20 protein-coding genes are annotated in these 24,126 nt (G+C 38.4%); 9 read left to right on the plus strand and 11 right to left on the minus strand.

All coding sequences use genetic code 11. The annotated features are described in order from the left end of the window. The 4 genes from dnaA (at nucleotide 1) to ACPT8O_RS00020 (ending at nucleotide 8,510) form a co-directional block, all read left to right on the plus strand. The gene (gene dnaA, locus ACPT8O_RS00005; protein ID WP_021034810.1) at nucleotides 1-1,365 is read left to right on the plus strand and encodes a chromosomal replication initiator protein DnaA; all 1,365 of its coding nucleotides are present in this window, start codon (nucleotides 1-3) and stop codon (nucleotides 1,363-1,365) included. A 12-nt stretch (nucleotides 1,366-1,377) separates the two neighbouring features. Continuing rightward, the gene (gene dnaN, locus ACPT8O_RS00010) at nucleotides 1,378-2,478 is read left to right on the plus strand and encodes a DNA polymerase III subunit beta (protein WP_005655970.1); all 1,101 of its coding nucleotides are present in this window, start codon (nucleotides 1,378-1,380) and stop codon (nucleotides 2,476-2,478) included. 1 nt (nucleotide 2,479) lies between these two features. Beyond that, nucleotides 2,480-3,559 carry a DNA replication/repair protein RecF gene (recF, locus tag ACPT8O_RS00015; RefSeq protein WP_005655969.1) on the plus strand — a complete coding sequence of 360 codons (1,080 nt, stop codon included), beginning with the start codon at nucleotides 2,480-2,482 and terminating at the stop codon, nucleotides 3,557-3,559. A 241-nt stretch (nucleotides 3,560-3,800) separates the two neighbouring features. After that, nucleotides 3,801-8,510, plus strand: coding sequence for a S6 family peptidase (locus ACPT8O_RS00020; RefSeq protein WP_021034809.1), 4,710 nt, complete (start codon nucleotides 3,801-3,803; stop codon nucleotides 8,508-8,510). A gap of 113 nt (nucleotides 8,511-8,623) precedes the next feature. Here the strand turns inward: ACPT8O_RS00020 and leuD are convergent, their stop codons facing one another. The 4 genes from leuD to leuA form a co-directional block, all read right to left on the minus strand. After that, complete coding sequence (leuD, locus tag ACPT8O_RS00025; protein WP_005664229.1) at nucleotides 8,624-9,226, minus strand: 3-isopropylmalate dehydratase small subunit; 603 nt, start codon at nucleotides 9,224-9,226, stop codon at nucleotides 8,624-8,626. A 24-nt stretch (nucleotides 9,227-9,250) separates the two neighbouring features. Then, nucleotides 9,251-10,660, minus strand: coding sequence for a 3-isopropylmalate dehydratase large subunit (gene leuC, locus ACPT8O_RS00030; RefSeq protein ID WP_011272333.1), 1,410 nt, complete (start codon nucleotides 10,658-10,660; stop codon nucleotides 9,251-9,253). A 176-nt stretch (nucleotides 10,661-10,836) separates the two neighbouring features. Then, nucleotides 10,837-11,913: a 3-isopropylmalate dehydrogenase gene (leuB, locus tag ACPT8O_RS00035; protein ID WP_021034808.1), complete on the minus strand. Its 1,077-nt coding sequence runs from the start codon at nucleotides 11,911-11,913 to the stop codon at nucleotides 10,837-10,839. Between the two features lie 85 nt (nucleotides 11,914-11,998). After that, nucleotides 11,999-13,546: a 2-isopropylmalate synthase gene (leuA, locus tag ACPT8O_RS00040; RefSeq protein ID WP_021034807.1), complete on the minus strand. Its 1,548-nt coding sequence runs from the start codon at nucleotides 13,544-13,546 to the stop codon at nucleotides 11,999-12,001. 543 nt (nucleotides 13,547-14,089) lie between these two features. Here leuA and dprA point away from each other — a divergent pair. The 5 genes from dprA to smpB all read left to right on the plus strand — a co-directional run bounded on the left by dprA (nucleotide 14,090) and on the right by smpB (nucleotide 18,400). Continuing rightward, entirely contained in the window at nucleotides 14,090-15,211 is a 1,122-nt protein-coding gene (gene dprA / locus ACPT8O_RS00045; RefSeq protein ID WP_012055334.1) for a DNA-processing protein DprA, read from the plus strand. Nucleotides 15,212-15,263: 52 nt separating this feature from the next. Further along, nucleotides 15,264-16,040, plus strand: a complete 777-nt coding sequence (gene yaaA, locus ACPT8O_RS00050; RefSeq protein ID WP_005666012.1) for a peroxide stress protein YaaA — start codon at nucleotides 15,264-15,266, stop codon at nucleotides 16,038-16,040. Next, entirely contained in the window at nucleotides 16,033-16,614 is a 582-nt protein-coding gene (locus tag ACPT8O_RS00055; RefSeq protein ID WP_021034806.1) for a hypothetical protein, read from the plus strand. The genes yaaA and ACPT8O_RS00055 overlap by 8 nt, the downstream gene beginning before the upstream one ends. Before the next feature lie 95 nt (nucleotides 16,615-16,709). Beyond that, nucleotides 16,710-17,675, plus strand: a complete 966-nt coding sequence (gene pfkA / locus ACPT8O_RS00060) for a 6-phosphofructokinase (protein WP_021034805.1) — start codon at nucleotides 16,710-16,712, stop codon at nucleotides 17,673-17,675. Between the two features lie 239 nt (nucleotides 17,676-17,914). Next, nucleotides 17,915-18,400, plus strand: coding sequence for an SsrA-binding protein SmpB (gene smpB, locus ACPT8O_RS00065; RefSeq protein ID WP_005647965.1), 486 nt, complete (start codon nucleotides 17,915-17,917; stop codon nucleotides 18,398-18,400). Between the two features lie 94 nt (nucleotides 18,401-18,494). Here the strand turns inward: smpB and fis are convergent, their stop codons facing one another. From fis to ACPT8O_RS00100, 7 genes are all read right to left on the minus strand, one after another. Beyond that, nucleotides 18,495-18,794, minus strand: coding sequence for a DNA-binding transcriptional regulator Fis (fis, locus tag ACPT8O_RS00070; RefSeq protein ID WP_005651583.1), 300 nt, complete (start codon nucleotides 18,792-18,794; stop codon nucleotides 18,495-18,497). Then, on the minus strand, nucleotides 18,788-19,768 hold the full coding sequence (gene dusB / locus ACPT8O_RS00075) for a tRNA dihydrouridine synthase DusB (RefSeq protein ID WP_041175395.1): 981 nt from the start codon (nucleotides 19,766-19,768) through the stop codon (nucleotides 18,788-18,790). Before dusB ends, fis begins: the two co-directional genes overlap by 7 nt. Nucleotides 19,769-19,914: 146 nt before the next feature. Beyond that, the gene (prmA, locus tag ACPT8O_RS00080; RefSeq protein WP_021034802.1) at nucleotides 19,915-20,802 is read right to left on the minus strand and encodes a 50S ribosomal protein L11 methyltransferase; all 888 of its coding nucleotides are present in this window, start codon (nucleotides 20,800-20,802) and stop codon (nucleotides 19,915-19,917) included. A 41-nt stretch (nucleotides 20,803-20,843) separates the two neighbouring features. Continuing rightward, entirely contained in the window at nucleotides 20,844-21,389 is a 546-nt protein-coding gene (fic, locus tag ACPT8O_RS00085) for a protein adenylyltransferase Fic (RefSeq protein WP_005647970.1), read from the minus strand. A gap of 31 nt (nucleotides 21,390-21,420) precedes the next feature. Then, on the minus strand, nucleotides 21,421-22,293 hold the full coding sequence (locus ACPT8O_RS00090; protein WP_021034800.1) for a DMT family transporter: 873 nt from the start codon (nucleotides 22,291-22,293) through the stop codon (nucleotides 21,421-21,423). Between the two features lie 120 nt (nucleotides 22,294-22,413). Beyond that, on the minus strand, nucleotides 22,414-23,868 hold the full coding sequence (panF, locus tag ACPT8O_RS00095) for a sodium/pantothenate symporter (protein ID WP_021034799.1): 1,455 nt from the start codon (nucleotides 23,866-23,868) through the stop codon (nucleotides 22,414-22,416). Further along, complete coding sequence (locus ACPT8O_RS00100; RefSeq protein ID WP_021034798.1) at nucleotides 23,865-24,122, minus strand: YhdT family protein; 258 nt, start codon at nucleotides 24,120-24,122, stop codon at nucleotides 23,865-23,867. Before ACPT8O_RS00100 ends, panF begins: the two co-directional genes overlap by 4 nt. Nucleotides 24,123-24,126: the final 4 nt, after the last annotated feature.

Genomic DNA, 24,126 nt, shown 5'->3' on the forward strand with positions numbered 1-24,126 from the left:
GTGACTCTCTCAAATCTTTGGCAAAGTTGCCTGCTACAACTTCAAGATCAAGTTTCAGCGAGTGATCTTAGCACTTGGCTTCGACCTTTACAGGCTGATGCAGTATCGAATAACCACATTGTTTTATATGCTTCTAATATGTTTGTGAAAGGTTGGGTTGAGACCCATTATCTCGCACAAATCCAGCAAATTTGTCAAACACTTGCACAAAATCCTGAACTACGTATTTCTTTAAAAGAAGGGGTCAAACCTGCACCCAAGATAGTGGAAAGCACACCAAATACAACACTTAGATCAGAAAGTGCGGTAGATTTTCAAACAGAATCTAATACGCCAATAAAATTTGAATCCCATCTCAATACTAAACATTTATTTGATAACTTTGTTGAAGGTAAATCGAACCAACTGGCACGCGCAGTCGGTCAAAAACTTGCTCAAGCACCGGGCGAACCATCAGCCAATCCTTTCTTTTTATATGGCGGCACTGGTTTAGGGAAAACTCACTTGTTACACGCCATTGGCAACGGCATTTTAGCCAATAAACCGAATGCACGTGTGCTTTATATTCACGCAAATAACTTTATGCAGCATATGGTAAAAGCAGTGCGTGATAATAAAATGGATCAATTTAAAAAATTCTATCGTTCTCTTGATGCGCTTTTAGTGGATGATATTCAATTTTTCGCTGAAAAAGAAAAAACCCAAGAAGAATTCTTCCATATATTCAATAACTTATTTGAAACGGGTCGCCAAATTATCTTGACGTCAGATCGTTATCCTAAAGAAATTGAAAAAATTGAAGAACGTTTAAAATCACGTTTTGGCTGGGGCTTAACAACAGCCATAGAGCCGCCCGATCTTGAAACGCGTGTAGCGATTTTATTGAAAAAGGCGGAAGAACATAATATGAACTTGCCAGAAGAAGTCGCTTTCTTCATTGCTCAACGCTTGCGTACCAACGTGCGTGAACTTGAGGGGGCGTTAAATCGAGTAAAAGCAATGCAAGACTTCAAAGGCGGCGACATTGATATTGATTTCGTGCGTGATACCTTAAAAGATATTTTGGCTCTACAAGAACGCTTGGTTACCATTGAAAATATTCAAAAAGTGGTGGCTGAATATTATCGAATTAAGGTTTCAGATTTAAAATCAAAAAGTCGTGCGCGTTCAGTGACTCGTCCACGCCAAATTGCTATGGCGTTAGCAAAAGAATTAACAAACCGCAGTTTGCCTGAAATCGGTCGTGCATTTGATCGTGATCACACGACCGTATTAAACGCTTGCCGAGAAGTGCCAAAATTCCGCGAGCAAGACAATAGCATTCAAGAAGATTGGGCGAATTTGATCCGCACTTTGTCCGCATAAAAGGAGAACGCAATGCAATTTAGCATTTCAAGAGAAAATTTATTAAAACCGTTGCAACAAGTATGTGGCGTATTGAGTAATCGCCCAAATATTCCTGTATTAAACAACGTATTGTTGCAAATTGAAGACAATCGTCTGACTATCACTGGTACAGATTTAGAAGTCGAATTATCGAGTCAAACTCAGCTTTCATCGTCTTCTGAAAATGGCACTTTTACCATTCCAGCAAAAAAATTCTTAGATATTTGCCGCACTTTATCTGATGATTCAGAAATCACGGTTACTTTTGAACAAGACCGTGCATTAGTGCAATCGGGGCGTAGTCGTTTTACGCTGACAACCCAACCTGCCGAAGAATATCCAAACCTCACAGATTGGCAGTCTGAAGTGGATTTTCAACTTCCGCAAAATACCTTACGCCGTTTAATTGAAGCCACTCAATTTTCTATGGCAAACCAAGATGCGCGCTATTTCTTAAATGGTATGAAATTTGAAACAGAGGGCAATTTATTGCGAACTGTGGCAACAGATGGTCATAGACTTGCGGTGTGTACCATTTCCCTTGAACAAGAATTACAAAATCATTCTGTGATTTTACCGCGTAAAGGTGTGTTAGAGCTGGTTCGTTTATTAGAAACAAACGATGAACCAGCACGTTTACAAATTGGCACCAACAATTTACGTGTCCATTTAAAAAACACGGTATTTACATCAAAATTAATTGATGGTCGCTTTCCTGACTATCGCCGAGTATTGCCTCGTAATGCCACAAAAATTGTCGAAGGCAATTGGGAAATGCTGAAACAGGCTTTTGTTCGTGCGTCCATTTTATCTAATGAACGAGCGCGCAGCGTGCGTTTAAGCTTAAAGGAAAACCAGCTTAAAATTACTGCCTCAAACACAGAACACGAAGAAGCAGAAGAAATTGTCGATGTCAATTACAATGGCGAAGAATTAGAAGTGGGCTTTAATGTCACCTATATTCTTGATGTGCTGAATGCACTTAAATGTAATCAAGTGCGAATGCGCTTAACTGATGCGTTCTCCAGTTGCTTAATTGAAAACTGTGAAGACAGCAGCTGCGAATACGTCATTATGCCAATGCGTTTATAATATGGCGATTTCTCGTTTACTGGTCGAAAAATTTCGTAACTTAACAGCAGTGGATCTTGATTTTGATCCCTGCTTTAACTTTTTAATCGGCAACAACGGCAGCGGAAAAACCAGCTTATTAGAAGCTATTTTTTATCTTGGTCACGGACGTTCATTTAAAAGTGCGGTCACAAACCGCATCATTTCTTACGACGAACCGCACTTTACCCTATTTGGGCAAATCCAAGAAAGCCAACATCAATGGTCTGTTGGCTTACAAAAACTGCGTCAAGGAAACACCTTAGTAAAAATTAATGGCGAAGATGGCAATAAAATTTCCGATCTTGCCCATCTTCTGCCAATGCAATTAATCACGCCAGAGGGCTTAACCTTACTCAACGGCGGGCCAAGTTATCGCCGAGCGTTTTTAGATTGGGGATTATTCCACCACCAAACAAGTTTCTATTCTGCTTGGAGCAATCTCAACCGATTACTTAAACAACGAAATGCCGCACTCGCACAAAATCAGCCTTACTCTGCCATAAAAATTTGGGACGTTGAACTTGCCAAACTTGCCCACCAAGTAAGTCAATGGCGTGCCGAATATGCAGAAGCTCTCCGCCCTGAAATTGAACAAACTTGCCAACTTTTTCTGCCTGAATTAGAAATTAATGTCAGCTTTCATCAAGGGTGGGAAAAAAATGCTGATTATTATGAAATTCTTCAACAAAATTTTGAACGGGATCGTGCCTTAAATTACACCTTTTCAGGCCCTCAAAAAGCGGATTTTCGTTTCAAAGCACAAGGATTGCCTGTTGAAGATGTGCTTTCTCGTGGACAGCTTAAACTTTTAATGTGTGTATTAAGACTAGCGCAGGGCGAGCATTTAATGAAAGAAAAGCAACGCCATTGTATTTTTTTAATTGATGATTTTGCCTCGGAATTAGATCAATACAAACGTGCCTTGTTGGCAGAACGATTACAACAAAGTGGCTCACAAGTATTTGTTACCGCCATCACTCAAAGACAACTAAAAGAAATGCAAGTGGAAAACAAAAAAATGTTTTCTGTTCATAATGGCATCATTAACGCCTTAAATTAGCCAAAAGTGCGGTGGAAAATACGCCAATTTTTTAAAAAATATCAAAAATCATTATCATTACCTCGTAAATGTAATTCAAGTTTTGAGCGATTTATGCTATAAAACTCGCCCATTATAAAAATGAAGATAACTTGCAAACTATCAACGCAACACAACCAAGATTTGAATCAACTTGTAGCCGTATATCAAATTGTGTCCTATCAAATCTACTTTTTAAACTTAATTAATAAGGACAGCTTCCATGCTAAATAAAAAATTCAAACTCAATTTTATTGCGCTTACTGTCGCCTACGCATTAGCCCCTTATACAGAAGCCGCGCTAGTGAGAGACGATGTGGATTATCAAATATTTCGTGATTTTGCAGAGAATAAAGGGAGATTTTCTGTTGGCGCAACAAATGTGGAAGTGAGAGATAAAAATAACCAATCTTTAGGCAGTGCCTTACCTAACGGTATTCCGATGATTGATTTTAGTGTTGTGGATGTGAATAAACGTATTGGTACATTAGTGGATCCGCAATATATTGTAAGCGTAAAACATGCACACGAACATATAAATGACTTTTATTTTGGGCATTATAACGGACACAGAGATGTTTCAAATGATGAAAATAAATATAGTGTAGTCACACAAAATAATGATAAACCTGAAGAAAAATGGGATTATCAAAAACGACTTGATGACTATAATATGCCTCGTTTAAATAAATTTGTTACCGAGGTTGCACCAACTACACCTACATTAGCTGGGGGCGGTTTAGAAACCTATAAAGATAAAGAAAGATATCCATATTTTGTACGAGTAGGTGCTGGTACTCAGTTTGTTTATGAAAAAGGTTCTTACTATGTTGAAAAAACTACCCGTAATAATGATATTAAATTATTAGCTGATGCATATCGCTATGCTATCGGTGGTACACCTTATAAAGAAATAAACATTGATCAAGTTGAAACCAAAGAAGGTCTTATTGGTTTTGGCGATAGTCGTAAAGCAGATCTTGATGCTAAAACCTTGCTTTCTCAAGACCCACTTACCAACTACGGCGTATTAGGCGATAGTGGCTCGCCTTTATTTGCTTTTGATAAACAACAAAACAAATGGGTTTTTATCGGGCCTTATACTTATTGGGCTGGCTATGGTAAAAAATCTTGGCAAGAATGGAATATTTATAAAAAAGATTTTGCTGATAATATAAAAAACCGAGATAACGCTAAACCTGTGCCTTTCTCTAACAAAGAATATCGTTGGACAAACACTACAAATCATCAAAGTGAAATAAAAAACACTGATCATACAATTACTGTAACACTCCCCTCAGATCCAAATAGACTTGTTAATTTCCAACAAAAAGAACATTTACAAACAGGACAAAATGTAACATTTGACGATAGCACTAATAATGGGAAAGGCACACTTATTTTAGATGATCATATCAATCAAGGTGCTGGCGGTTTATTCTTTAAAGGAAACTATGAAGTTAAAGGAAAAACGGACGATATTACTTGGGTAGGCGGCGGAGTTTCTGTTGAAGAGGGAAAAACTGTAACGTGGAAAATACATAATCCTGAAAAAGATCATTTAGCCAAGATTGGTAAAGGAACATTAATTGTTGAGGGAAAAGGGAATAATAAAGGTTCGCTAAAAGTGGGCGATGGCACCGTTGTTTTAAACCAACAAACAACTAAAGAAGGACAACGCGCTTTTGCTTCAGTAGGGATTGTAAGTGGTCGCTCAACTCTTGTGCTTAATGATGATAAACAAGTAGATCCAAATTCAATTTACTTTGGATTTAGAGGCGGTCGATTAGATGCCAATGGCAATAATCTCACTTTTGAGCATATCCGTAATATTGATGATGGTGCAAGAGTGGTTAATCATAATATGACTAATACCTCAAATATAACGATTACTGGGACAGGATTAATAACAAATCCAAATACAATTACTCCATATAATATAGAAGCACCAGATGAAGATAGTCCTTATTTTCGACGCATTAAAGATGGAGGACAACTCTATTTAAATGTAGAAAACTATACTTATTATGCGTTAAGAAAAGGTGCTAAGGCTAATTTACAACTTCCTTACAATGATAAAGAAAGCAATGAAACTTGGCTATATATGGGTAAAAACAAAGAAGAAGCCCAAAAGAAAACGATGGAATACATCAATAATAGCCGTATGAATGGCTTTAACGGTTATTTTGGCGAGGAAGAAGGTAAAAATAACGGTAATCTAAATGTGACTTTTAAAGGCAAAAGTGAGCAAAATCGCTTTTTATTAACAGGCGGAACAAACCTTAATGGCGATTTAAATGTTCAACAAGGTACATTATTCCTTTCTGGCAGACCAACACCACACGCAAGAGATATTGCGGGTATTTCTTCAACTAAGAAAGATCCTCACTTCACTGAAAATAATGAAGTGGTAGTAGAAGACGACTGGATTAACCGCAATTTTAAAGCAACAAATATTAATGTAACCAATAACGCAACCCTTTATTCAGGACGCAATGTTGCAAATATTACTTCTAATATCACCGCCTCTAATAAAGCACAAGTTCATATCGGCTATAAAGCAGGCGACACAGTTTGTGTACGTTCTGACTATACGGGCTATGTGACTTGCCATAATAGCAATTTATCGGAAAAAGCCCTTAATAGCTTTAATCCAACCAATCTACGCGGTAATGTAAATTTAACCGAAAGTGCAAACTTTACCTTAGGCAAAGCTAACTTATTCGGCACAATTAGCAGCACGGGAAATAGCCAAGTTAATTTAAAAGAAAATAGCCATTGGTATTTAACAGGAAATAGTGATGTTCATCAATTAAATCTAGAAAATGGGCATATTCATTTAAATAATGTCTCAGATGCAACAAAAGCAACAAAATACCACACGCTCAATATTAGCAATTTATCAGGTAACGGTTCTTTCTATTATTTAACTGATATTTCTAAAAATCAGGGCGACAAAGTTGTTGTAACCCAATCCGCCACAGGTAACTTTACATTACAAGTAGCAAATAAAACAGGCGAGCCTACAAAAAATGAACTCACGCTTTTTGATGCGTCAAATGCAACTGAAAGAAATGGCTTAAATGTTTCACTGGCAAATGGCAGTGTTGATATTGGTGCTTGGAAATATACGTTGAAAAACACTAATGGACGTTACGATTTGTATAACCCAGAGGTAGAAAGAAGAAATCTAACTGTCGATACGACAAATATCACAGCACCTAATGATATTCAAGCTGATGCACCTAGCGTATCAAGTAACAATGAAGAAATAGCTCGTCTTGAAGCACCAGTTCCACCACCTGCGCCTGCTACACCATCAGAGACAACTAAAACAGTGTCAGAAAATAGTCCGCAAGAAAGTGAAACCGTAGAGAAAAACGAGCAAGACGCAACCGAGACAACAGCTCAAAATAGAGAAGTTGCAAAAGAAGCTAAACCAAGTGTAGAAGCTAACACTCAAACAAATGAAGTGGCTCAAAGTGGAAGTGAAACCGAGGAAGCTCAAACGACTGAAACAAAAGAAACAGCTACGGTAGAAAAAGAGGAAAAGGCTAAAGTAGAAACAGAAACGGCTAAAGTAGAAACAGAAACGGCTAAAGTAGAAACAGAGAAAACTCAAGAAGCCCCTAAAGTTGCTTCTCAAACGTCTCCGAAACAGGAACAGTCTGAAACTGTTCAACCGCAAGCAGAGCTTGAAAGTGAAAATGTTCCGACTGCTAAGAATGCAGAAGAAGTTCAAGCTCAACTGCAAACACAACCAAGTGCAACAGTAAGCACTGGAAACTCTGTAGTGGAAAATCCAGAGAAGACAACACCTGCTACAACTAAATCTGCAGTTAATTCAGAAGCAGTTCAATCAAAAACAGCAACAACAGAAGCTGTTGTTAGCCAGCCTAAAGTGACTTCTACTGACGAAACAACAGCAACTTCTACTGACGAAACAACAGTAGCTGATAATTCAAAAAGCAGTAAGCCAAATCGTAGAAGTAGAAGAAGTGTTAGCTCGGAACCAACTGTTACAAGTGGCAGCGATCGTTCTGCAGTAGCATTGCGCGATCTCACAAGTACAAACACCAATGCGGTACTTTCTGATGCCATGGCAAAAGCACAATTTGTTGCATTAAATGTAGGGAAAGCAGTTTCTCAACATATTAGCCAGTTAGAAATGAATAACGAGGGGCAATATAACGTTTGGGTATCTAATACTTCAATGAACGAAAATTATTCCTCAAGTCAATATCGTCGTTTTAGTTCTAAAAGTGCGCAAACTCAACTTGGTTGGGATCAAACAATCTCAAACAATGTTCAGTTAGGTGGCGTGTTTACTTATGTTCGCAATAGTAACAACTTTGATAAGGCAAGCAGTAAAAATACCTTAGCACAAGCAAATCTCTATTCTAAATATTATGCGGATAATCATTGGTATTTAGCGGTGGATTTAGGCTATGGTAATTTCCAAAGCAACTTACAAACTAATCATAATGCAAAATTTGCTCGCCATACTGCACAATTTGGTTTAACCGCAGGCAAAGCATTTAATCTTGGCAATTTTGGTATTACGCCAATAGTAGGCGTGCGTTATAGCTACTTATCAAACGCTGATTTTGCATTAGATCAAGATCGCATTAAAGTAAATCCAATATCTGTCAAAACGGCCTTTGCTCAAGTTGATTTAAGTTATACTTATCACTTAGGCGGGTTTTCCGTTACGCCAATTTTGTCTGCTCGATATGATGCAAATCAAGGCAGCGGAAAAATTAATGTAAATCAATATAATTTTGCTTACAACGTGGAAAACCAACAGCAATATAACGCAGGACTTAAATTGAAATATCATAATGTGAAATTAAGTCTAATTGGTGGATTAACAAAAGCAAAACAAGCGGAAAAACAAAAAACAGCGGAAGTGAAACTAAGTTTTAGTTTTTAATAAGCCTGTTTAAATTAGCGTTATAGACGACAAAGCCCTGTGTATTACAGGGCTTTATTTTTGAATGAAATTCAGTGATTAAGTGCGGTGAAAAATCAGCTCATTTTTTATTTTTAACGTAAAAACGCTGGAATATTTTTTTCGTATGCTGAGATTTTGTCTTCGTGCTGCAGGGTTAAGCCGATATTGTCCAATCCGTTTAACAAACAATGACGGCGAAATTCATCAAGCTCAAAAGTATAAACTTTATCCCCAACAGTGACCGTCATCGCTTCTAAATCTACATGGATTTGCTTGCTTTCATTTGCCCATACCCATTGGAAGATTTCTTCTACTTCTTCTTCGCTTAAACGAATTGGTAACATATGATTATTTAAGCTGTTGTTGTAGAAAATATCTGCAAAACTTGGAGCGATCATCACTTTGAAACCGTAATCTGCTAATGCCCAAGGGGCATGTTCACGAGAAGAACCACAACCAAGGTTTTTACGCGCCAACAAAATTGTTGCACCTTGATATTGCGGATAATTTAAGACAAATTCTGGATTTGGCTTGGTGCCGTCCACATCAAGATAACGCCATTCGTGAAATAAGTGTTTGCCGAAACCTACGCGAGTGATGGCTTGTAAAAATTGTTTTGGAATAATTGCATCGGTATCTACATTTGCCGCATCCAATGGTACGACTAAGCCTGAAAGTTGTTTAAATCCTGCCATTTTTCTTTTTCCTCTTTTTAAGCTTTAATTTAATGCCACTTCACGAATATCAACAAATTTACCGAACATTCCTGCTGCTGCCGCCATTGCAGGACTTACTAAATGGGTACGTCCATTACGACCTTGACGCCCCTCAAAGTTACGGTTTGACGTTGAAGCACAGCGTTCCCATTCGCCTAAACGGTCGTCGTTCATTCCTAAGCACATTGAACAACCTGGATTACGCCATTCTGCACCTGCGGCAATAAAGATTTTATCCAAGCCCTCTTTTTCCGCTTGTTCTTTCACTAAGCCAGAACCTGGTACTACTAAAATACGTTTTACATTATCCGCTTTTTTACGACCTTTCATTACAGCCGCTGCTGCGCGTAAATCTTCAATACGTGAGTTGGTGCAAGATCCGATGAACACTTGATCAACTTTAATATCTTTTAAATTAGTGCCAGCTTCCAAGCCAATATAATGTAAGGCTTTTTCCGCCGAAGCACGTTGTACAGGATCTGCCATTTCTTGCGGATTTGGTATGGTTTCATTCACAGAAATTACCTGCCCTGGGTTTGTCCCCCAAGTGACTTGTGGTGCGATGTCTTTTGCTTCTAGCGTTACCACAGTGTCAAATTGTGCATCATCGTCAGATTTTAAGGTTTTCCAATAAGCAACCGCATCATCCCAATCTTTGCCTTTCGGTGCGTGTGGACGATCTTTCAAATATGCAAATGTGGTTTCATCTGGTGCAATCAAGCCTGCTTTCGCGCCCATTTCAATTGCCATATTACAGACGGTCATACGCCCCTCCATAGAAAGGTCTCGGATCGCTTCGCCACAAAATTCCACAACGTGTCCTGTTCCGCCTGCCATCGTGGTTTTACCGATAATGGCAAGAATAATATCTTTTGCCGTAATACCTGATGCAACTTTACCACGCACTTCAATTTTCATACTTTTTGCGCGAGCCTGTTTTAAAGTTTGAGTGGCTAATACGTGTTCTACTTCAGAAGTACCAATACCAAATGCCAAGGCACCAAATGCACCGTGCGTTGCGGTGTGTGAATCGCCACAAACAATTGTCATACCCGGTAAGGTTAAGCCTTGTTCAGGCCCCATAACGTGTACAATGCCTTGCTCTTTGGTTGTTATATCAAATAATTTAATACCTGTTGCTTTGGTATTTTTATCCAATTCTAACACTTGAATTTTCGCTTGACCTTCAAGTTTATTGACATCGCGTACTTGAGTAGAAATGCTGTGATCCATTGTGCCAAAAGTTTTGTTTACTTGGCGTACTTGGCGATTTGCGACGCGTAACCCATCAAAAGCCTGCGGACTAGTTACTTCGTGAATCAAATGACGGTTAATATACAAAATTGGCGTTTCGCCCTCTGCTTCATAAACAATGTGTGAATCAAATAATTTTTCGTAAAGTGTTTTTGCCATAATATTTTTCTCTATTCGTTAAGGGAAGTGCGGTTAAAATTCAAGGTGTTTTTCAACCGCACTTTAAATACTTTGTCCCCCTGTTTATTGGGGATATTTCTAAATAACTAAGGGTGGGAGATTGCCCCCCTTCCGCCCTTCGGGCACCTTCCCCCGTAAACGGGGGAAGGCAAGTATTAAATTGCTTGTGTAATCAATGTACCCATTTCTGCCGTTGAAACTGGTGTGGAATCATCGGCTAAATCGGCGGTGCGATGTCCGTTTGCCAAAACTTTTTGAACCGCACTTTCAATGGCATCTGCTGCTTCGTTTAAGTTGAAGCTATAACGCAACATCATCGCGGCAGAAAGAATTTGTGCGATTGGGTTGGCAATGCCTTTGCCTGCAATATCAGGGGCTGAACCGCCAGCAGGCTCGTATAAACCAAAACCCTCTTCATTTAAGCTGGCAGATGGCAACATTCCCATAGAGCCTGTGATCATCGCTGCTTCGTCAGAAATAATATCGCCGAAAATGTTAGAGCAAAGTAAAACATCAAAAGCTTCTGGTGCTTTGATTAATTGCATTGTGGCGTTATCGATATAGATATGCTCTAAAGTCACTTCAGGATAGTCTTTTGCTATTTCTGTCACAGTTTCACGCCATAAAATGGAAGACTGTAATACGTTCGCTTTATCTACAGAAGTGACTTTTTTATTGCGTTTCATTGCTGCCTCAAAAGCCGCACGTGCAATGCGTTCGATTTCATATTTGTAATACACTTCCGTATCAAATGCTTTGGTTTGTACGCCATCCCCCTCACGACCTTTAGGCTGACCGAAATAAATCCCGCCCGTTAATTCACGCACCACCACCATATCAAAGCCTTTTTCAGCAATATCTGCACGTAATGGACAGAATTTTTCCAAGCCTTTATAAAGGGTTGCAGGACGAAGATTACAGAATAATTTGAAGTGTTTACGCAATGGCAATAATGCACCGCGTTCTGGCTGTTGATCTGGCGGTAAATTTGTCCATTTAGGGCCGCCTACAGAGCCAAACAAAATGGCATCCGCTTCATCACAGCCTTTTAAGGTTTCTGCTGGTAATGGATAACCGCAATGATCAATGGCAGCACCGCCCACATAAAACTCGTTAAAGTTAAGTTTAAAACCAAATTTTTCTTGAACTTTATTTAATAATTTAATGGCTTCCGCCATTACTTCAGGGCCAATACCATCGCCTGCTAATACTGCTACGTTGTATGATTGCATATTATTTTTCCTATTTTTTACTGCAAAAGTGCGGTTAGTTTTTTCGTATTTTTCCCCTCTTTGCGAAAAAGGGGAACTCGATAGATTAATGCTGTTTATGATTCTTAATATCTGCCACTTTATGCGTGCGATAAATGGCATTGATAGCGTGGACTAAAGCAAGTGCGGAAGATTCAACAATATCTGTTGCTAAACCAACACCGTGGAATTTACGCCCTTCGTGTTCCACCACAATATCCACTTGCCCTAATGCTTCTGCACCCTCGCCTTTGGCGGTTAAGTTATAGTGAGACATTTTAATTTCTAAACCCGTTAAATTTAAGATGGCGTTATAAACCGCATCTACTGGGCCATTTCCGCCAATTGAAGACGTACTTAATTTTTCGCCATCTAATTTCAATTGAACAAAGGCTGTTGCTGGATATTCTTTGGTTGAATGCGCAGAAAGTTTATCTAATACCAAACGATCTTCATCCCCTTGTTGCATATCGATAAATGCCAAGGCTTCCAAGTCATAATCGAACACTTGACCTTTTTTATCCGCCAATTTTAAGAACGCGTCATACAATTTATCCAAATCATAATCTTGTTCGTTGTAGCCCATATCCGCCATATGACCTTTCACAGCCGCACGCCCAGAACGTGCGGTTAAATTCAATTTTTCTTTTTTCAAACCAATGGTTTCTGGAGACATAATTTCGTAGGTATTTTTGTTTTTCAACATACCATCTTGATGAATACCAGAAGAATGGGCAAAAGCATTTGAGCCTACAATGGCTTTATTCGGTTGAATTGGCATATTGCAAAGCTGGCTAACCATTTGACTCACGCGATGAATTTCTTGGGTATTAATACGAGTATCCACATCCATAAAATCCTGACGCACTTTCATTGCCATCACGACTTCCTCAAGGGAAGTATTGCCCGCACGTTCCCCAATTCCATTAATAGTACATTCAATTTGACGCGCACCATTTTGCACTGCCGTTAAAGAATTAGCCGTTGCCATACCTAAGTCATTGTGGCAATGCACAGAAATCACAGCTTTGTCGATATTCGGCACGCGATTATGCACTTGAGCAATAATGTTGCCATATTCATTTGGTAAGCAGAAACCGACTGTATCGGGAATATTTACTGTAGTTGCGCCTGCATTGATTGCGGCTTCAACAATACGACAGATATTGTCAATGCCTGTACGCCCCGCATCTTCGCAAGAAAACTCAACATCATCCGTATAATTACGTGCGCGTTTCACTGCTGCAACTGCCATTCCTACTACATCATCAAAAGAACGTTTTAATTTCGCTTCAACGTGTAATGCCGAGCTTGCAATAAAAGTATGAATACGAAATGCTTCAGCGACTTTCAATGCTTGGTATGCGGCATCAATGTCTTTATCTACGGCTCGAGATAACGCGGCAACACGAGCGTTTTTGATATGGCGCGCAATGGTTTGAACAGATTCAAAATCTCCTTGAGAAGAAACGGGGAACCCCACTTCCATTACATCCACGCCTAAGCGTTCAAGTGCTAAAGCGATCTGTAATTTTTCTTTTACCGTCAAACTTGCTTTTAACGCCTGTTCCCCATCACGCAAAGTCGTATCAAAAATAATAACGCGATCTGTCATAACAATTTCCTTACTAAAAATTCCTCTAAAATCACTCCAAAAGTGCGGTGCGTTTTTCCTGTATTTTTTAGACAAAAAACCCGCAACTTATAAAGTGCGGGTTTAAAATTGGGTATTTACATCTGACTGTTTTTTATCCACAACTTAGCCGCACGCAAAATGTGAGAGCAGCAGGTTGAGAGATAAAGAAACAATACGAGACATAAATAAAAATCCTTCTGTGTAAAACGTTTTCCATATTACGAATAAAAAACTGGCTGTCAAACTATTTTTTGGCATTTTATATTAAAAATAAACCTACTCACACTTTATTAAATATATATTTAACTAATAAATTTAATAAAATCAGAATATTTAACCAATTTAATCATCATCAACAAATTTTTCTTATTGGATTTTTTACATTTTCAAAATAAGAAAAATTTTGCAATTTTTTACTCACTAAAAAGAATTTTTGCGATCTACATCGCAAAATGCTTTTAAATTAATCGTTTCTCTCCCTCGTTTTTTCCATACTAGATTTTCAAATAAAAAGGAAAAAATATGAATGACATTACCTACACATTACTCCGTTTAATGCAAGTGCCTAAACTTGGCGGCGTTGGCATTGATAAAATTTTGTCCAATATTACCTTAAATGAATTACTTAATTATGATGATGTTGCTTTCCGACAAATGGGATGGGGAGCCATTCAAATTCGCCGTTGGTTCAAACCTGAAGCAAAATTTATTGAGCCAGCACTCGCGTGGTCACAAAAAGAGGGAAATCATTTAGTAAATTATTTTTCCCCTTTTTATCCCTTTTTATTGAAACAAACCGCAAACTTTCCGCCACTATTATTTGTAAAAGGAAATTTAACCGCACTTTCACAACGCCAAATGGCAATGGTTGGGAGCCGTTATTGCACGACTTATGGAGAATATTGGGCAAAACATTTTGCAACAGAACTTTCATTAGCGGGTTTTACCATAACAAGCGGTTTAGCATTAGGAATTGATGGTCATTGTCATCAGGCTGTCGTTAATATTCAAGGGCAAACTATTGCGGTCTTAGGCAGTGGATTAGAACAAATCTATCCCTCTAAACATCAAAGATTATCAGCACAAATCATCGAAAATAATGGTGCATTAGTCTCTGAATTTTTACCAAACCAAGCACCTATTGCTGCTAATTTTCCACGCCGTAATCGGATTATTAGTGGGCTTTCAGTCGGCACGCTTGTTGTTGAAGCCACCGAAAAAAGCGGCTCTCTTATTACTGCGCGGTATGCGTTGGAACAAAACCGAGAGGTTTTTGCTGTGCCAGGCAATATTCAAAATGAATCAAGTCAAGGTTGTCATCGCCTGATTAAACAAGGCGCAATGTTGGTAGAAAATGCAAAGGATATTTTGGAAACGCTCTACCAACATTCTATCCACAGCCAAACTGAAATTGATTTTGACCAGATCGCCGTGCCTAATTACACGCCACCACCCGATCCTCGCCGATTAGTAGAAGCACCAAGCCACCCGAAACTTTATTCACGTATTGGCTATACTCCTGTGAGCATTGATGATTTAGCTGAAGAATTTAATTTAAGTGTCGATGTTTTACTTGTTCAATTGCTCGATCTTGAGCTACAAGATCTTATCATAAGTGAAAATGGCTTATATAAACGCGTTTAACGTAAATTTTTATGCTAAGATACGCCCATTCTTTTTTCATAAAAGGACGATTATGTTAGCAATTATCTCCCCTGCCAAAACCCTTGATTTTGAAAGTGCGGTAAAAAATTTTCCTGTTTCTCAACCGCACTTTACTGATTACAGCGAACAACTTATTGAGGTTTGTCGTAAACTTTCTCCGCAAGATCTTTCATCATTAATGTCTATCAGCGATAAGTTGGCAGGTTTAAATGCCGCACGCTTTGCAGAATGGACAAAAATTCACAATGAAGACAATTCCCGCCCTGCACTCTTTGCATTTAAAGGCGATGTTTATACGGGTTTAGATGCTGATTCCCTTTCGGAAGATGATGTCATTTTTGCACAATCCCATTTACGTATGCTGTCTGGGCTTTATGGGCTTTTAAAACCACTTGATTTAATGCAACCTTACCGATTAGAAATGGGGACAAAATTAGCCAATCCGAAAGGAAAAGATCTGTATGCCTTTTGGGGAAATGTGATTACCCAAGCAGTTCAACAAGCTATTGATGCACAAGGCGATAATGTATTAGTCAATCTAGCCTCTGATGAATATTATAAATCTGTTAAAGAAAACCAACTTAACGCCAAAATTATCAAGCCAGTTTTCTTAGACAATAAAAATGGAAAATACAAAGTAATTAGCTTTTATGCTAAAAAAGCACGAGGCTTAATGTGCCGTTATCTTATTCAACATCGTTTAACCGACATTGAACAATTAAAAGAATTTGATTTAGGTGGTTATTGGTTTGATTCAGCATCCTCCACTGAAACCGAATTTGTATTTAAGCGAGATATTAATGAATAAAATTTTTGTTATTTTGACCGCACTTATACTCTCTGGCTGTGCAACTAAGCTGACGCAATTAAATGTGCCTACGCAGTTAGAGCACAACGGTAAAAATTATGCCCTTACTGGCAGCCAAGATTTAGAAACCATTGCTCGCTATGCGTATATATCTAAGCCAGATACGCTAGAAAATTGGCAATCTGAAATTGAAATTCTCTTTGATCGCAATCAACCAGTGCGCTCAATTAAAGAGCGGATCGCATTGAGAGAACGTATTTATCGTAATACAGGCGTAAAAGATTTCCATTTCGATGCTATTCCAGAAAATTCAACCAATCCAAATGAATTAAATGGATATGTCATCTATTCGCCAACGAAAGAAAATCCATCTTGGCAAGTCAATGTGATGAAAGGACGACAATTACCACAATGTGGCTTTGTTCAGTATCAATATTCGCAAAAAGTGCAACAACCAACACTTTCTAAACATTTATCAGTCGATAAAGTGCAACAACATTTGCAAAAATACATTGTGGATATAGAAAGAAAACATTTACAAAATTTGAAATGGCAGTTGTTCTGTGAAAAATAATGTAGATCAAAATCTCATCAGATTTTGCTAGAGCAGATTCTTTGAATGATGTAATCTTATGCCCATTTTCAATTATGGTTAAAAGTAGGTAAATTATGATTAAAAAAATTGCAGTTTTAACAAGTGGTGGCGATGCGCCGGGTATGAATGCCGCAATTCGTGGCGTAGTACGTTCTGCACTTGCAGAAGGCTTAGAAGTGTTTGGTATCTATGATGGTTACCAAGGCTTATACAACAATAAAATCAAACAATTAAATCGCTATAGCGTATCTGATGTAATTAATCGTGGCGGTACTTTCTTAGGTTCTGCACGCTTTCCTGAATTTAAAGATCCAAATGTTCGTGCGAAATGCGCAGAAATTTTACGTTCTCACGGCATTGATGCGCTTGTGGTTATCGGTGGTGACGGTTCTTATATGGGGGCAAAATTATTAACCGAAGAACACAGTTTCCCTTGTGTTGGCTTACCCGGTACTATTGATAATGATGTTGCAGGTACTGACTATACCATCGGTTATCAAACCGCATTACAAACTGCAGTGGATGCAATCGACCGTTTACGTGATACATCAAGCTCACACCAACGTATTTCTATCGTTGAAATTATGGGTCGCCATTGTAGTGACTTAACGATTTCTGCGGGTATTGCTGGTGGCTGTGAATATATCGTCGCATCAGAAATTGAATTTAATCGCGAAGAATTAATTCAACAAATTGAACGTAGCATTATTCGCGGTAAACGCCACGCTATTATTGCTATCACTGAACTTTTAACTGATGTTCATTCTCTGGCAAAAGAAATTGAAGCTCGCGTAGGCCACGAAACTCGCGCAACCGTTTTAGGGCATATTCAACGTGGTGGTTCTCCTTGTGCTTTTGACCGTATTCTTGCCTCACGTATGGGCGCATACGCAGTAGATTTATTGCTACAAGGCAAGGGCGGCTATTGCGTAGGTATCCAAAATGAACAGCTCGTTCATCACGATATTATTGATGCCATTAATAATATGCAGCGTGTATTTAAGGCTGATTGGCTTAAAGTGGCAAAACGTTTGGAATAATCCTTTATTCCACTATATAAATCACTAACACTTAATTCATCTTTTTATCTTTCTCAAACGGACACAACAATGTGTCTGTTTTTTCTGAAAAAGTGCGGTCAGTTTTTCTCTTATTTTCTACAAATCATTTATTTTTAAAGATTGAAAATAAATGCGACTGCCAGTTCTACCTAGATGATCTTTTTGCTATCAAAATAGAGATCCGATAAAATGCCTCAGGCAAAATAAGGGATAAAATTATGACAAAGAAAAAAGTAAAACCCAATTCAAATACTATCGCACTGAATAAACGTGCAAGACACGATTATTTTATTGAAGATGAAATTGAAGCAGGTCTTGAATTACAAGGCTGGGAAGTCAAATCTATGCGCGCAGGCAAGGCAAATATTAGTGATAGTTATGTTATTTTTAAAAATGGCGAAGCCTTTTTATTCGGCGCAAGCATTCAGCCATTAAATGTTGCATCAACGCATATTGTTTGTGATCCAACTCGCACTCGTAAGTTATTGTTAAATAAACGCGAATTAGCATCCCTATTTGGCAAAGCAAACCGAGACGGTTTTACCATAGTTGCACTTTCTCTTTACTGGAAAAGTGCGTGGGCAAAAGTCAAAATTGGTTTAGCCAAAGGTAAAAAACAACAGGATAAACGTGATGATATTAAAGAACGTGAATGGAAAGTAACAAAAGATCGCATTATGAAAAATGCACATCGAAGATCTTAAATTGTAATAATAAATTAGCCCCAAATTACTTGGGGCTAATTTTTAAAATAGAATGAAAAACATTCAATCTTTTTGTTAATAAAAGAATATCGCCTTATCCCATACCGTATTTTTTTAATTTTTTACGTAATGTACCACGGTTGATACCAAGCATATTTGCTGCACGGGTTTGATTACCACGAGTATATTGCATAATCATATCTAACATAGGGTGTTCAACTTCCGCTAATACTAGCTCGTAAAGATCATTCACATCTTGACCATCTAATTGTGCTAAATAATTACGCAACGCTTGTTTGACTGAATCGCGTAATGGTTTGCTGGTCACTTGTGATTGCGCATTTAATACTGATACCGTTAAGGCATCGGCAGAATTACGTTGTTGTTCTAACATTTTTCTTTATCCAAAATTAAATTGAAAAAATCTTCCAATACAATCAGCTGCTCTTTAGGATCACTAATTGCATTAAAAGTCTGTTTAAAAACGGAATCAGGTTGAATTCCCTGTAAATACCAAGCTACGTGTTTACGCGCAATGCGATAGCCTTTTTGTTCGCCATAGAATTGATGTAATTCTTGAATATGACGCAAAATCTGACCGCACTTTTCCTTTAAACTTGGCATTTGACTTATCGAGTTATGCTCAATTAGGTTTTCTACCGCTTGAAATAACCAAGGGTTACCTAAGGCAGCACGACCGATCATAATGGCATCCGCTCCAGTATAATCAAGAACGAATTTTGCTTTCCGAGCAGAATCAATATCGCCATTAGCTATAACTGGTATAGCAATCGCTTGTTTAACGGCTTTAATGTTATCGTACTCCGCTTCCCCTTCAAAAAGACAAGCACGTGTACGACCGTGTACCGTTAATGCTTGTATGCCACATTGTTCTGCAATTTTGCCGATTTGAACGCAGTTTCGATTAGATTTATCCCAGCCTGTACGAATTTTTAAGGTCACTGGCACATTGACGGCGGACACTACTTCTCGCAAGATTTTTTCCACCAAATCTGGAAATTGCAACAACGCAGAGCCTGCGAGTTTGCGATTTACTTTTTTGGCAGGGCATCCCATATTAATGTCAATGATTTGAGCGCCATATTCCACGTCAATAGCAGCGGCTTGCGCCATCTCGAGTGGATCACTACCTGCAATTTGCACCGCATTGAGACCTAAATCTTCGCTATGTGCCAAACGCAATTTGGATTTTTCGGTATGCCAAACTTGCGGATTTGTGGACATCATTTCTGAAAATGTAAGCCCCGCACCATAATATGCACAAAGACGGCGGAAAGGCTGGTCGGTAATACCTGCCATTGGTGCAAGTAAAACACGATTTTTTAATTGGTATGAACCGATTCGCATTTTACGTTCCTTTCCTAGCAAGCCTAAATCTAATTTATATCGAACTGCTCGACAACCGACAAGGCTGGCTATAATACGCATTTTGCCTTGCTTTGCAAAGTGAAATTTGTTTAAAAAATACACTTTTTTTGATTGACAAAAAGAAATTAAAGCGTTTTTAGCTTACCCGTAATTCGGCACCATTCTTCTCTCGCCGCGACGGGCTCTAACGCAAATGTTTGCGTATAGGCATCGCATACCGATTGAGCTTGAGTTTCTAAAATGCCCGATAAACCAAGATCGCCATTCGGTTTAACAAGTTGGCTAATGATTGGGTAAAGTTCTTTGAGAGGGCCAGCAAGAATATTTGCCACCACGACGTCAGCTTTTAAATCAGAGGGTTTTTCATCAGATAAGAACAGCTGTAGGCGATCTGCCACGCCATTTTGCTCGGCATTATTGCGACTGGCTAGAATTGCTTGTGGATCGATATCAATTCCCACCGCACTTTTCGCACCAAGTTTTAATGCTGCAATGGCTAAAATACCAGATCCACAACCAAAATCGATGACGCTTTTATCTTTTAAATCAAGACCATCTAGCCATTCTAAACATAGTGCGGTTGTAGGATGAGTGCCTGTACCAAATGCTAAACCTGGATCGAGCATCACATTGACGGCATTTTCATCAGGCACATCACGCCAACTTGGACAAATCCATAAACGCTTACCAAATTGCATTGGGTGGAAGTTATCCATCCACTCACGCTCCCAGTCTTTATCTTCTATTTGTTCAATTTTGTATGCCGTATTGCTATCTAAGTGTTTTGCTTCTTTTAATAAGCGGACAATTTCTGCCATATTTGTTTCTGCATCAAATAGCGCAATAACATCAGTATTACCCCATAAACGCGTTTCGCCCGGCAAAGGCTCAAAAATCGGTGTATCTTGACTATCCATAAAAGTTACAGAGACGGAGCCGATTTCTTCTAAAAAATCACTCATTTGTTCTGCTTTTTCATTGGTGCTATTTAGGCGAATTTGAATCCAAGCCATTTGTTTTTTCCTTTCAAAAATTTGCGGATTTTCACCGCACTTTATTCTTTCTCGTAACCTTCGTAATAATAAGATTGCTCAATACCTTTAAAAATAATTTCTCGGTTATTTACATCATCTGTTAAATTCGCTTGTAATAAAAAACGAATTTCTAAATCGTTAATTGGGCTACGCTCCATTGCTTGTAAGTATTGAGTTTTATCCACATTTTGCCAATTAACAACTTTACCTAAATTTTTCTTTAAAACTAAATCTAACCAAATGCGAGTTGAACGACCATTACCTTCTAAAAAAGGGTGCGCAATATTCATTTCTACATATTTATTAATAATATTTTCAAAAGTATCTTCTGGCATTTGCTCTATTTTTCCTAATGCCTCTTTTAAATAAAGTGCATTAGCAAAACGAAAATGACCTTTTGAAATATTTTGTTCACGAATTTTACCAGCAAATTCATAAAGACCATTAAATAGGTAATGATGAATTTGTTGCAGCCCTTTTGTTGAACCAATTTCAATTTGATGAATATCACCGCTTTCAAATAAACGGTAGGCATTTTCTAAACTTTGTTGATCAATTTTTTTCACAATGATGATAAATCCAAAATTTTGGGGCATATTATACCGATTTTTTTAAAAGTCTCGGCAGTAAAGTCGAGCCAAGTGTGGCGAGCATGATGATTGTTATACCAAGTGCGGCTGAAAATGACAGTGTTTCGCCAAGTAATGATATGGCAAATAAGATGCCGAATAGTGGCTCAAGTGCGACTAAAATACCAGAGATATTGGCATCTACACTATTAAGGCCTTTATTCCATAACCAATAGGCAAGCCAGCTACAACCAATGGCAAGATATAATAAACCAGCAATACCTGTGGAATTTAATGATATTTGCCAGTTTTCTGTGAGTAATAGCGTAAATGGCAACGTTGTGATGGTGCCAAGTACAATGCTGACGGAGGTATAGGCTTGCGTTGAGACTTTGGCTACAACTCGCTGTGTCCAACGTAATACGGCAGCGAAGATGATCCCTGCGCTTAGCACTAATAAACAGCCGAATAAACTGATGTTATCAATGCCTTCATTATTTTTTCCACCATTAATTAAAATCGCCACGCCAATAAATGCCATTGCGCCAAATAGCCAGTGAAACCATTTTGCTTTGTCTTTAAAGAAGAAATGCCCGACAAATACAACGAGCAGCGGTTCTAGCCCAATCATGGTGACTGCACTGGACGCAGATGTATATTTTAGCCCGATGAATTGCAATAAAAATACGGCGGTATAGTTAAAGAATGCCAACCACCAAAGCTGTTTACGCATTGGTTTATCAATTTTTTTCCAACGACGTAAAAAGAGTGGCATGACAATAATCATTGCAATAATTAACCGCACTTGCACAACAAGCACAGGATCCATCATCGAATAAGTGAGCTTACCGACGATTAATGAACTGCTCCAAATAAGTAGCGCGAGAATTTGATAGAGCATTGATGTATCCCTGTGAATAGTTCCAATTCTATGTTTTAGCCTAGAAATTGCTGAAAGTGAGAAAATTAAATATCACCTTCCTCTAAGTTTAGAAGAAGGTGACAGCATATTGATTGACGCTTAAAGTGCGGTAGCTTTTAATTGAGTTTTTTCGATTCGACGTTCGCCCAATTTATTACCTACTAAAAAAGCGATCAATCCAAATGCTAATGATGGCACGATTTGATGGAAGTTAAATAATTTGACGCCAAGTTGAGTGAGTAAGATATAACTCCCCAAGCCGATAATCATTGAGCTTAACGCACCATAAGCATTTGCTTTATCCCAATAAATACCCAGTACAATTACCCATAAAAATGCGGCTTCCAGTCCGCCAAAGGCAAATAGGTTTAACCAAATAATCATATCTGGTGGATTGAGGGCGGCAAAGATTAAAAGTGCGGTCAAAATCAGCGTAATAATTGATGAAAAATAGCTCACTTTTTTCTCATTTTTTGCGGCTTCTGGCTTCGTAGAAAGGTATAAATCTTTGACAAAAATAGAAGAGGATTGAATAAGTTGTGCATCAATTGTAGACATAATTGCAGACATCGGCGCAGCTAAGAAAATCCCCGCAACAATAGGCGGCAATACTTTTATCATTAATGTTGGAATTACTTGATCTGATACCGTTAAATTTGGAATAACCGCTCTGCCAAGCGCACCAGCTAAGTGCATACCCAACATAATAATTGAAAGTACAATGGTTCCAATCAGCATACCGCGATGTAAGGCTTTACTATCTTTAAATGCCATACATCGAACTGCGGTATGTGGAAGACCAACCACCCCGAAACAGACAAGTATCCAGAAAGAAGCCATAAATTGGAAATCTAACATTCCATTTGGCCCGTAAGGCGTGACTAAGTCAGGATCAATTTCAGTTAATTTATTAACCGCACTTTCTACACCACCGAGGGCATAAATCGTGCCAATAAGGAGGATTATAGTCCCAAAAATCATTACGGTACCTTGAATGGTATCCGTCAGTACGACGGCACGGAAGCCCCCGATAAAAGTATAGATACCTACCGTTAAAGCAAATAAGAGTAATGCTTGAGTATAAGAAATGCCGATGGTTGTTTCTAATAAACGCGCACCACCAATAAATTGCACGGTCATAGCCGCAAAAAATGCGAGAAGAAGAGCAAGGCTTGATAGCCAAACTAAATATTTGTTTTTATAGCGATAAAAGAAAAGATCATTAATAGTTAAAGCATTGGTTTCTCTTGATAATAGCGCGAATTTTTTACCTAATGCACCTAATGCAAGCCATACGACTGGCACTTGAATCATCGCAAGTAATACCCAACCTAATCCGTATTTATAAGCAGCTCCTGGCCCTCCGACAAAAGAACTTGCACTGGCATAAGTTGATGCAGTTGTCATTGCGAGCACAAAACCAGTCATCGAACGATTTCCCACATAATATTCTGTTAAAAAATCGCCTTTTGTACGTTTTACATAGGCAAAAATTGCCGCACCAAAAACAAAAGTGAGATAAATAATTAAAGGAAGAATAATACCTAAATTCATTTTTGATTCCCCTGATCGTTAATTTCAAGAGAAATATCCTGAAAAATAATTTTGACAATCCAATAACCAATCACGATGAATAAAATGGGTAAGTAAATACAGGAGAGTTCAAACCAGAGGGGAAAGCCGATAGGGCCTTGAGTTTCTTTAGGTAAATAAGCACATAAGCACCAACCTATCACATATAAAATAGATAAGCTCAATGCCCAACTGGCTTCTTTACCAGCTTGTTGATAACGTTGTTTTAATGTCATATTT

It is taken from the genome of Haemophilus sp. HN_Hi08, assembly GCF_049824455.1.
Classification (GTDB): domain Bacteria; phylum Pseudomonadota; class Gammaproteobacteria; order Enterobacterales; family Pasteurellaceae; genus Haemophilus; species Haemophilus influenzae_D.

Bases quoted from the DNA above. Each gene is read 5' to 3' on its own strand.
- dnaN (WP_005655970.1), top strand. From the start codon at position 1,378: ATGCAATTTAGCATTTCAAGAGAAAATTTATTAAAACCGTTGCAACAA.
- recF (WP_005655969.1), top strand. From the start codon at position 2,480: ATGGCGATTTCTCGTTTACTGGTCGAAAAATTTCGTAACTTAACAGCA.
- ACPT8O_RS00020 (WP_021034809.1), top strand. From the start codon at position 3,801: ATGCTAAATAAAAAATTCAAACTCAATTTTATTGCGCTTACTGTCGCC.
- leuD (WP_005664229.1), bottom strand. From the start codon at position 9,226: ATGGCAGGATTTAAACAACTTTCAGGCTTAGTCGTACCATTGGATGCG.
- leuC (WP_011272333.1), bottom strand. From the start codon at position 10,660: ATGGCAAAAACACTTTACGAAAAATTATTTGATTCACACATTGTTTAT.
- leuB (WP_021034808.1), bottom strand. From the start codon at position 11,913: ATGCAATCATACAACGTAGCAGTATTAGCAGGCGATGGTATTGGCCCT.
- leuA (WP_021034807.1), bottom strand. From the start codon at position 13,546: ATGACAGATCGCGTTATTATTTTTGATACGACTTTGCGTGATGGGGAA.
- dprA (WP_012055334.1), top strand. From the start codon at position 14,090: ATGAATGACATTACCTACACATTACTCCGTTTAATGCAAGTGCCTAAA.
- yaaA (WP_005666012.1), top strand. From the start codon at position 15,264: ATGTTAGCAATTATCTCCCCTGCCAAAACCCTTGATTTTGAAAGTGCG.
- ACPT8O_RS00055 (WP_021034806.1), top strand. From the start codon at position 16,033: ATGAATAAAATTTTTGTTATTTTGACCGCACTTATACTCTCTGGCTGT.
- pfkA (WP_021034805.1), top strand. From the start codon at position 16,710: ATGATTAAAAAAATTGCAGTTTTAACAAGTGGTGGCGATGCGCCGGGT.
- smpB (WP_005647965.1), top strand. From the start codon at position 17,915: ATGACAAAGAAAAAAGTAAAACCCAATTCAAATACTATCGCACTGAAT.
- fis (WP_005651583.1), bottom strand. From the start codon at position 18,794: ATGTTAGAACAACAACGTAATTCTGCCGATGCCTTAACGGTATCAGTA.
- dusB (WP_041175395.1), bottom strand. From the start codon at position 19,768: ATGCGAATCGGTTCATACCAATTAAAAAATCGTGTTTTACTTGCACCA.
- prmA (WP_021034802.1), bottom strand. From the start codon at position 20,802: ATGGCTTGGATTCAAATTCGCCTAAATAGCACCAATGAAAAAGCAGAA.
- ACPT8O_RS00090 (WP_021034800.1), bottom strand. From the start codon at position 22,293: ATGCTCTATCAAATTCTCGCGCTACTTATTTGGAGCAGTTCATTAATC.
- panF (WP_021034799.1), bottom strand. From the start codon at position 23,868: ATGAATTTAGGTATTATTCTTCCTTTAATTATTTATCTCACTTTTGTT.
- ACPT8O_RS00100 (WP_021034798.1), bottom strand. From the start codon at position 24,122: ATGACATTAAAACAACGTTATCAACAAGCTGGTAAAGAAGCCAGTTGG.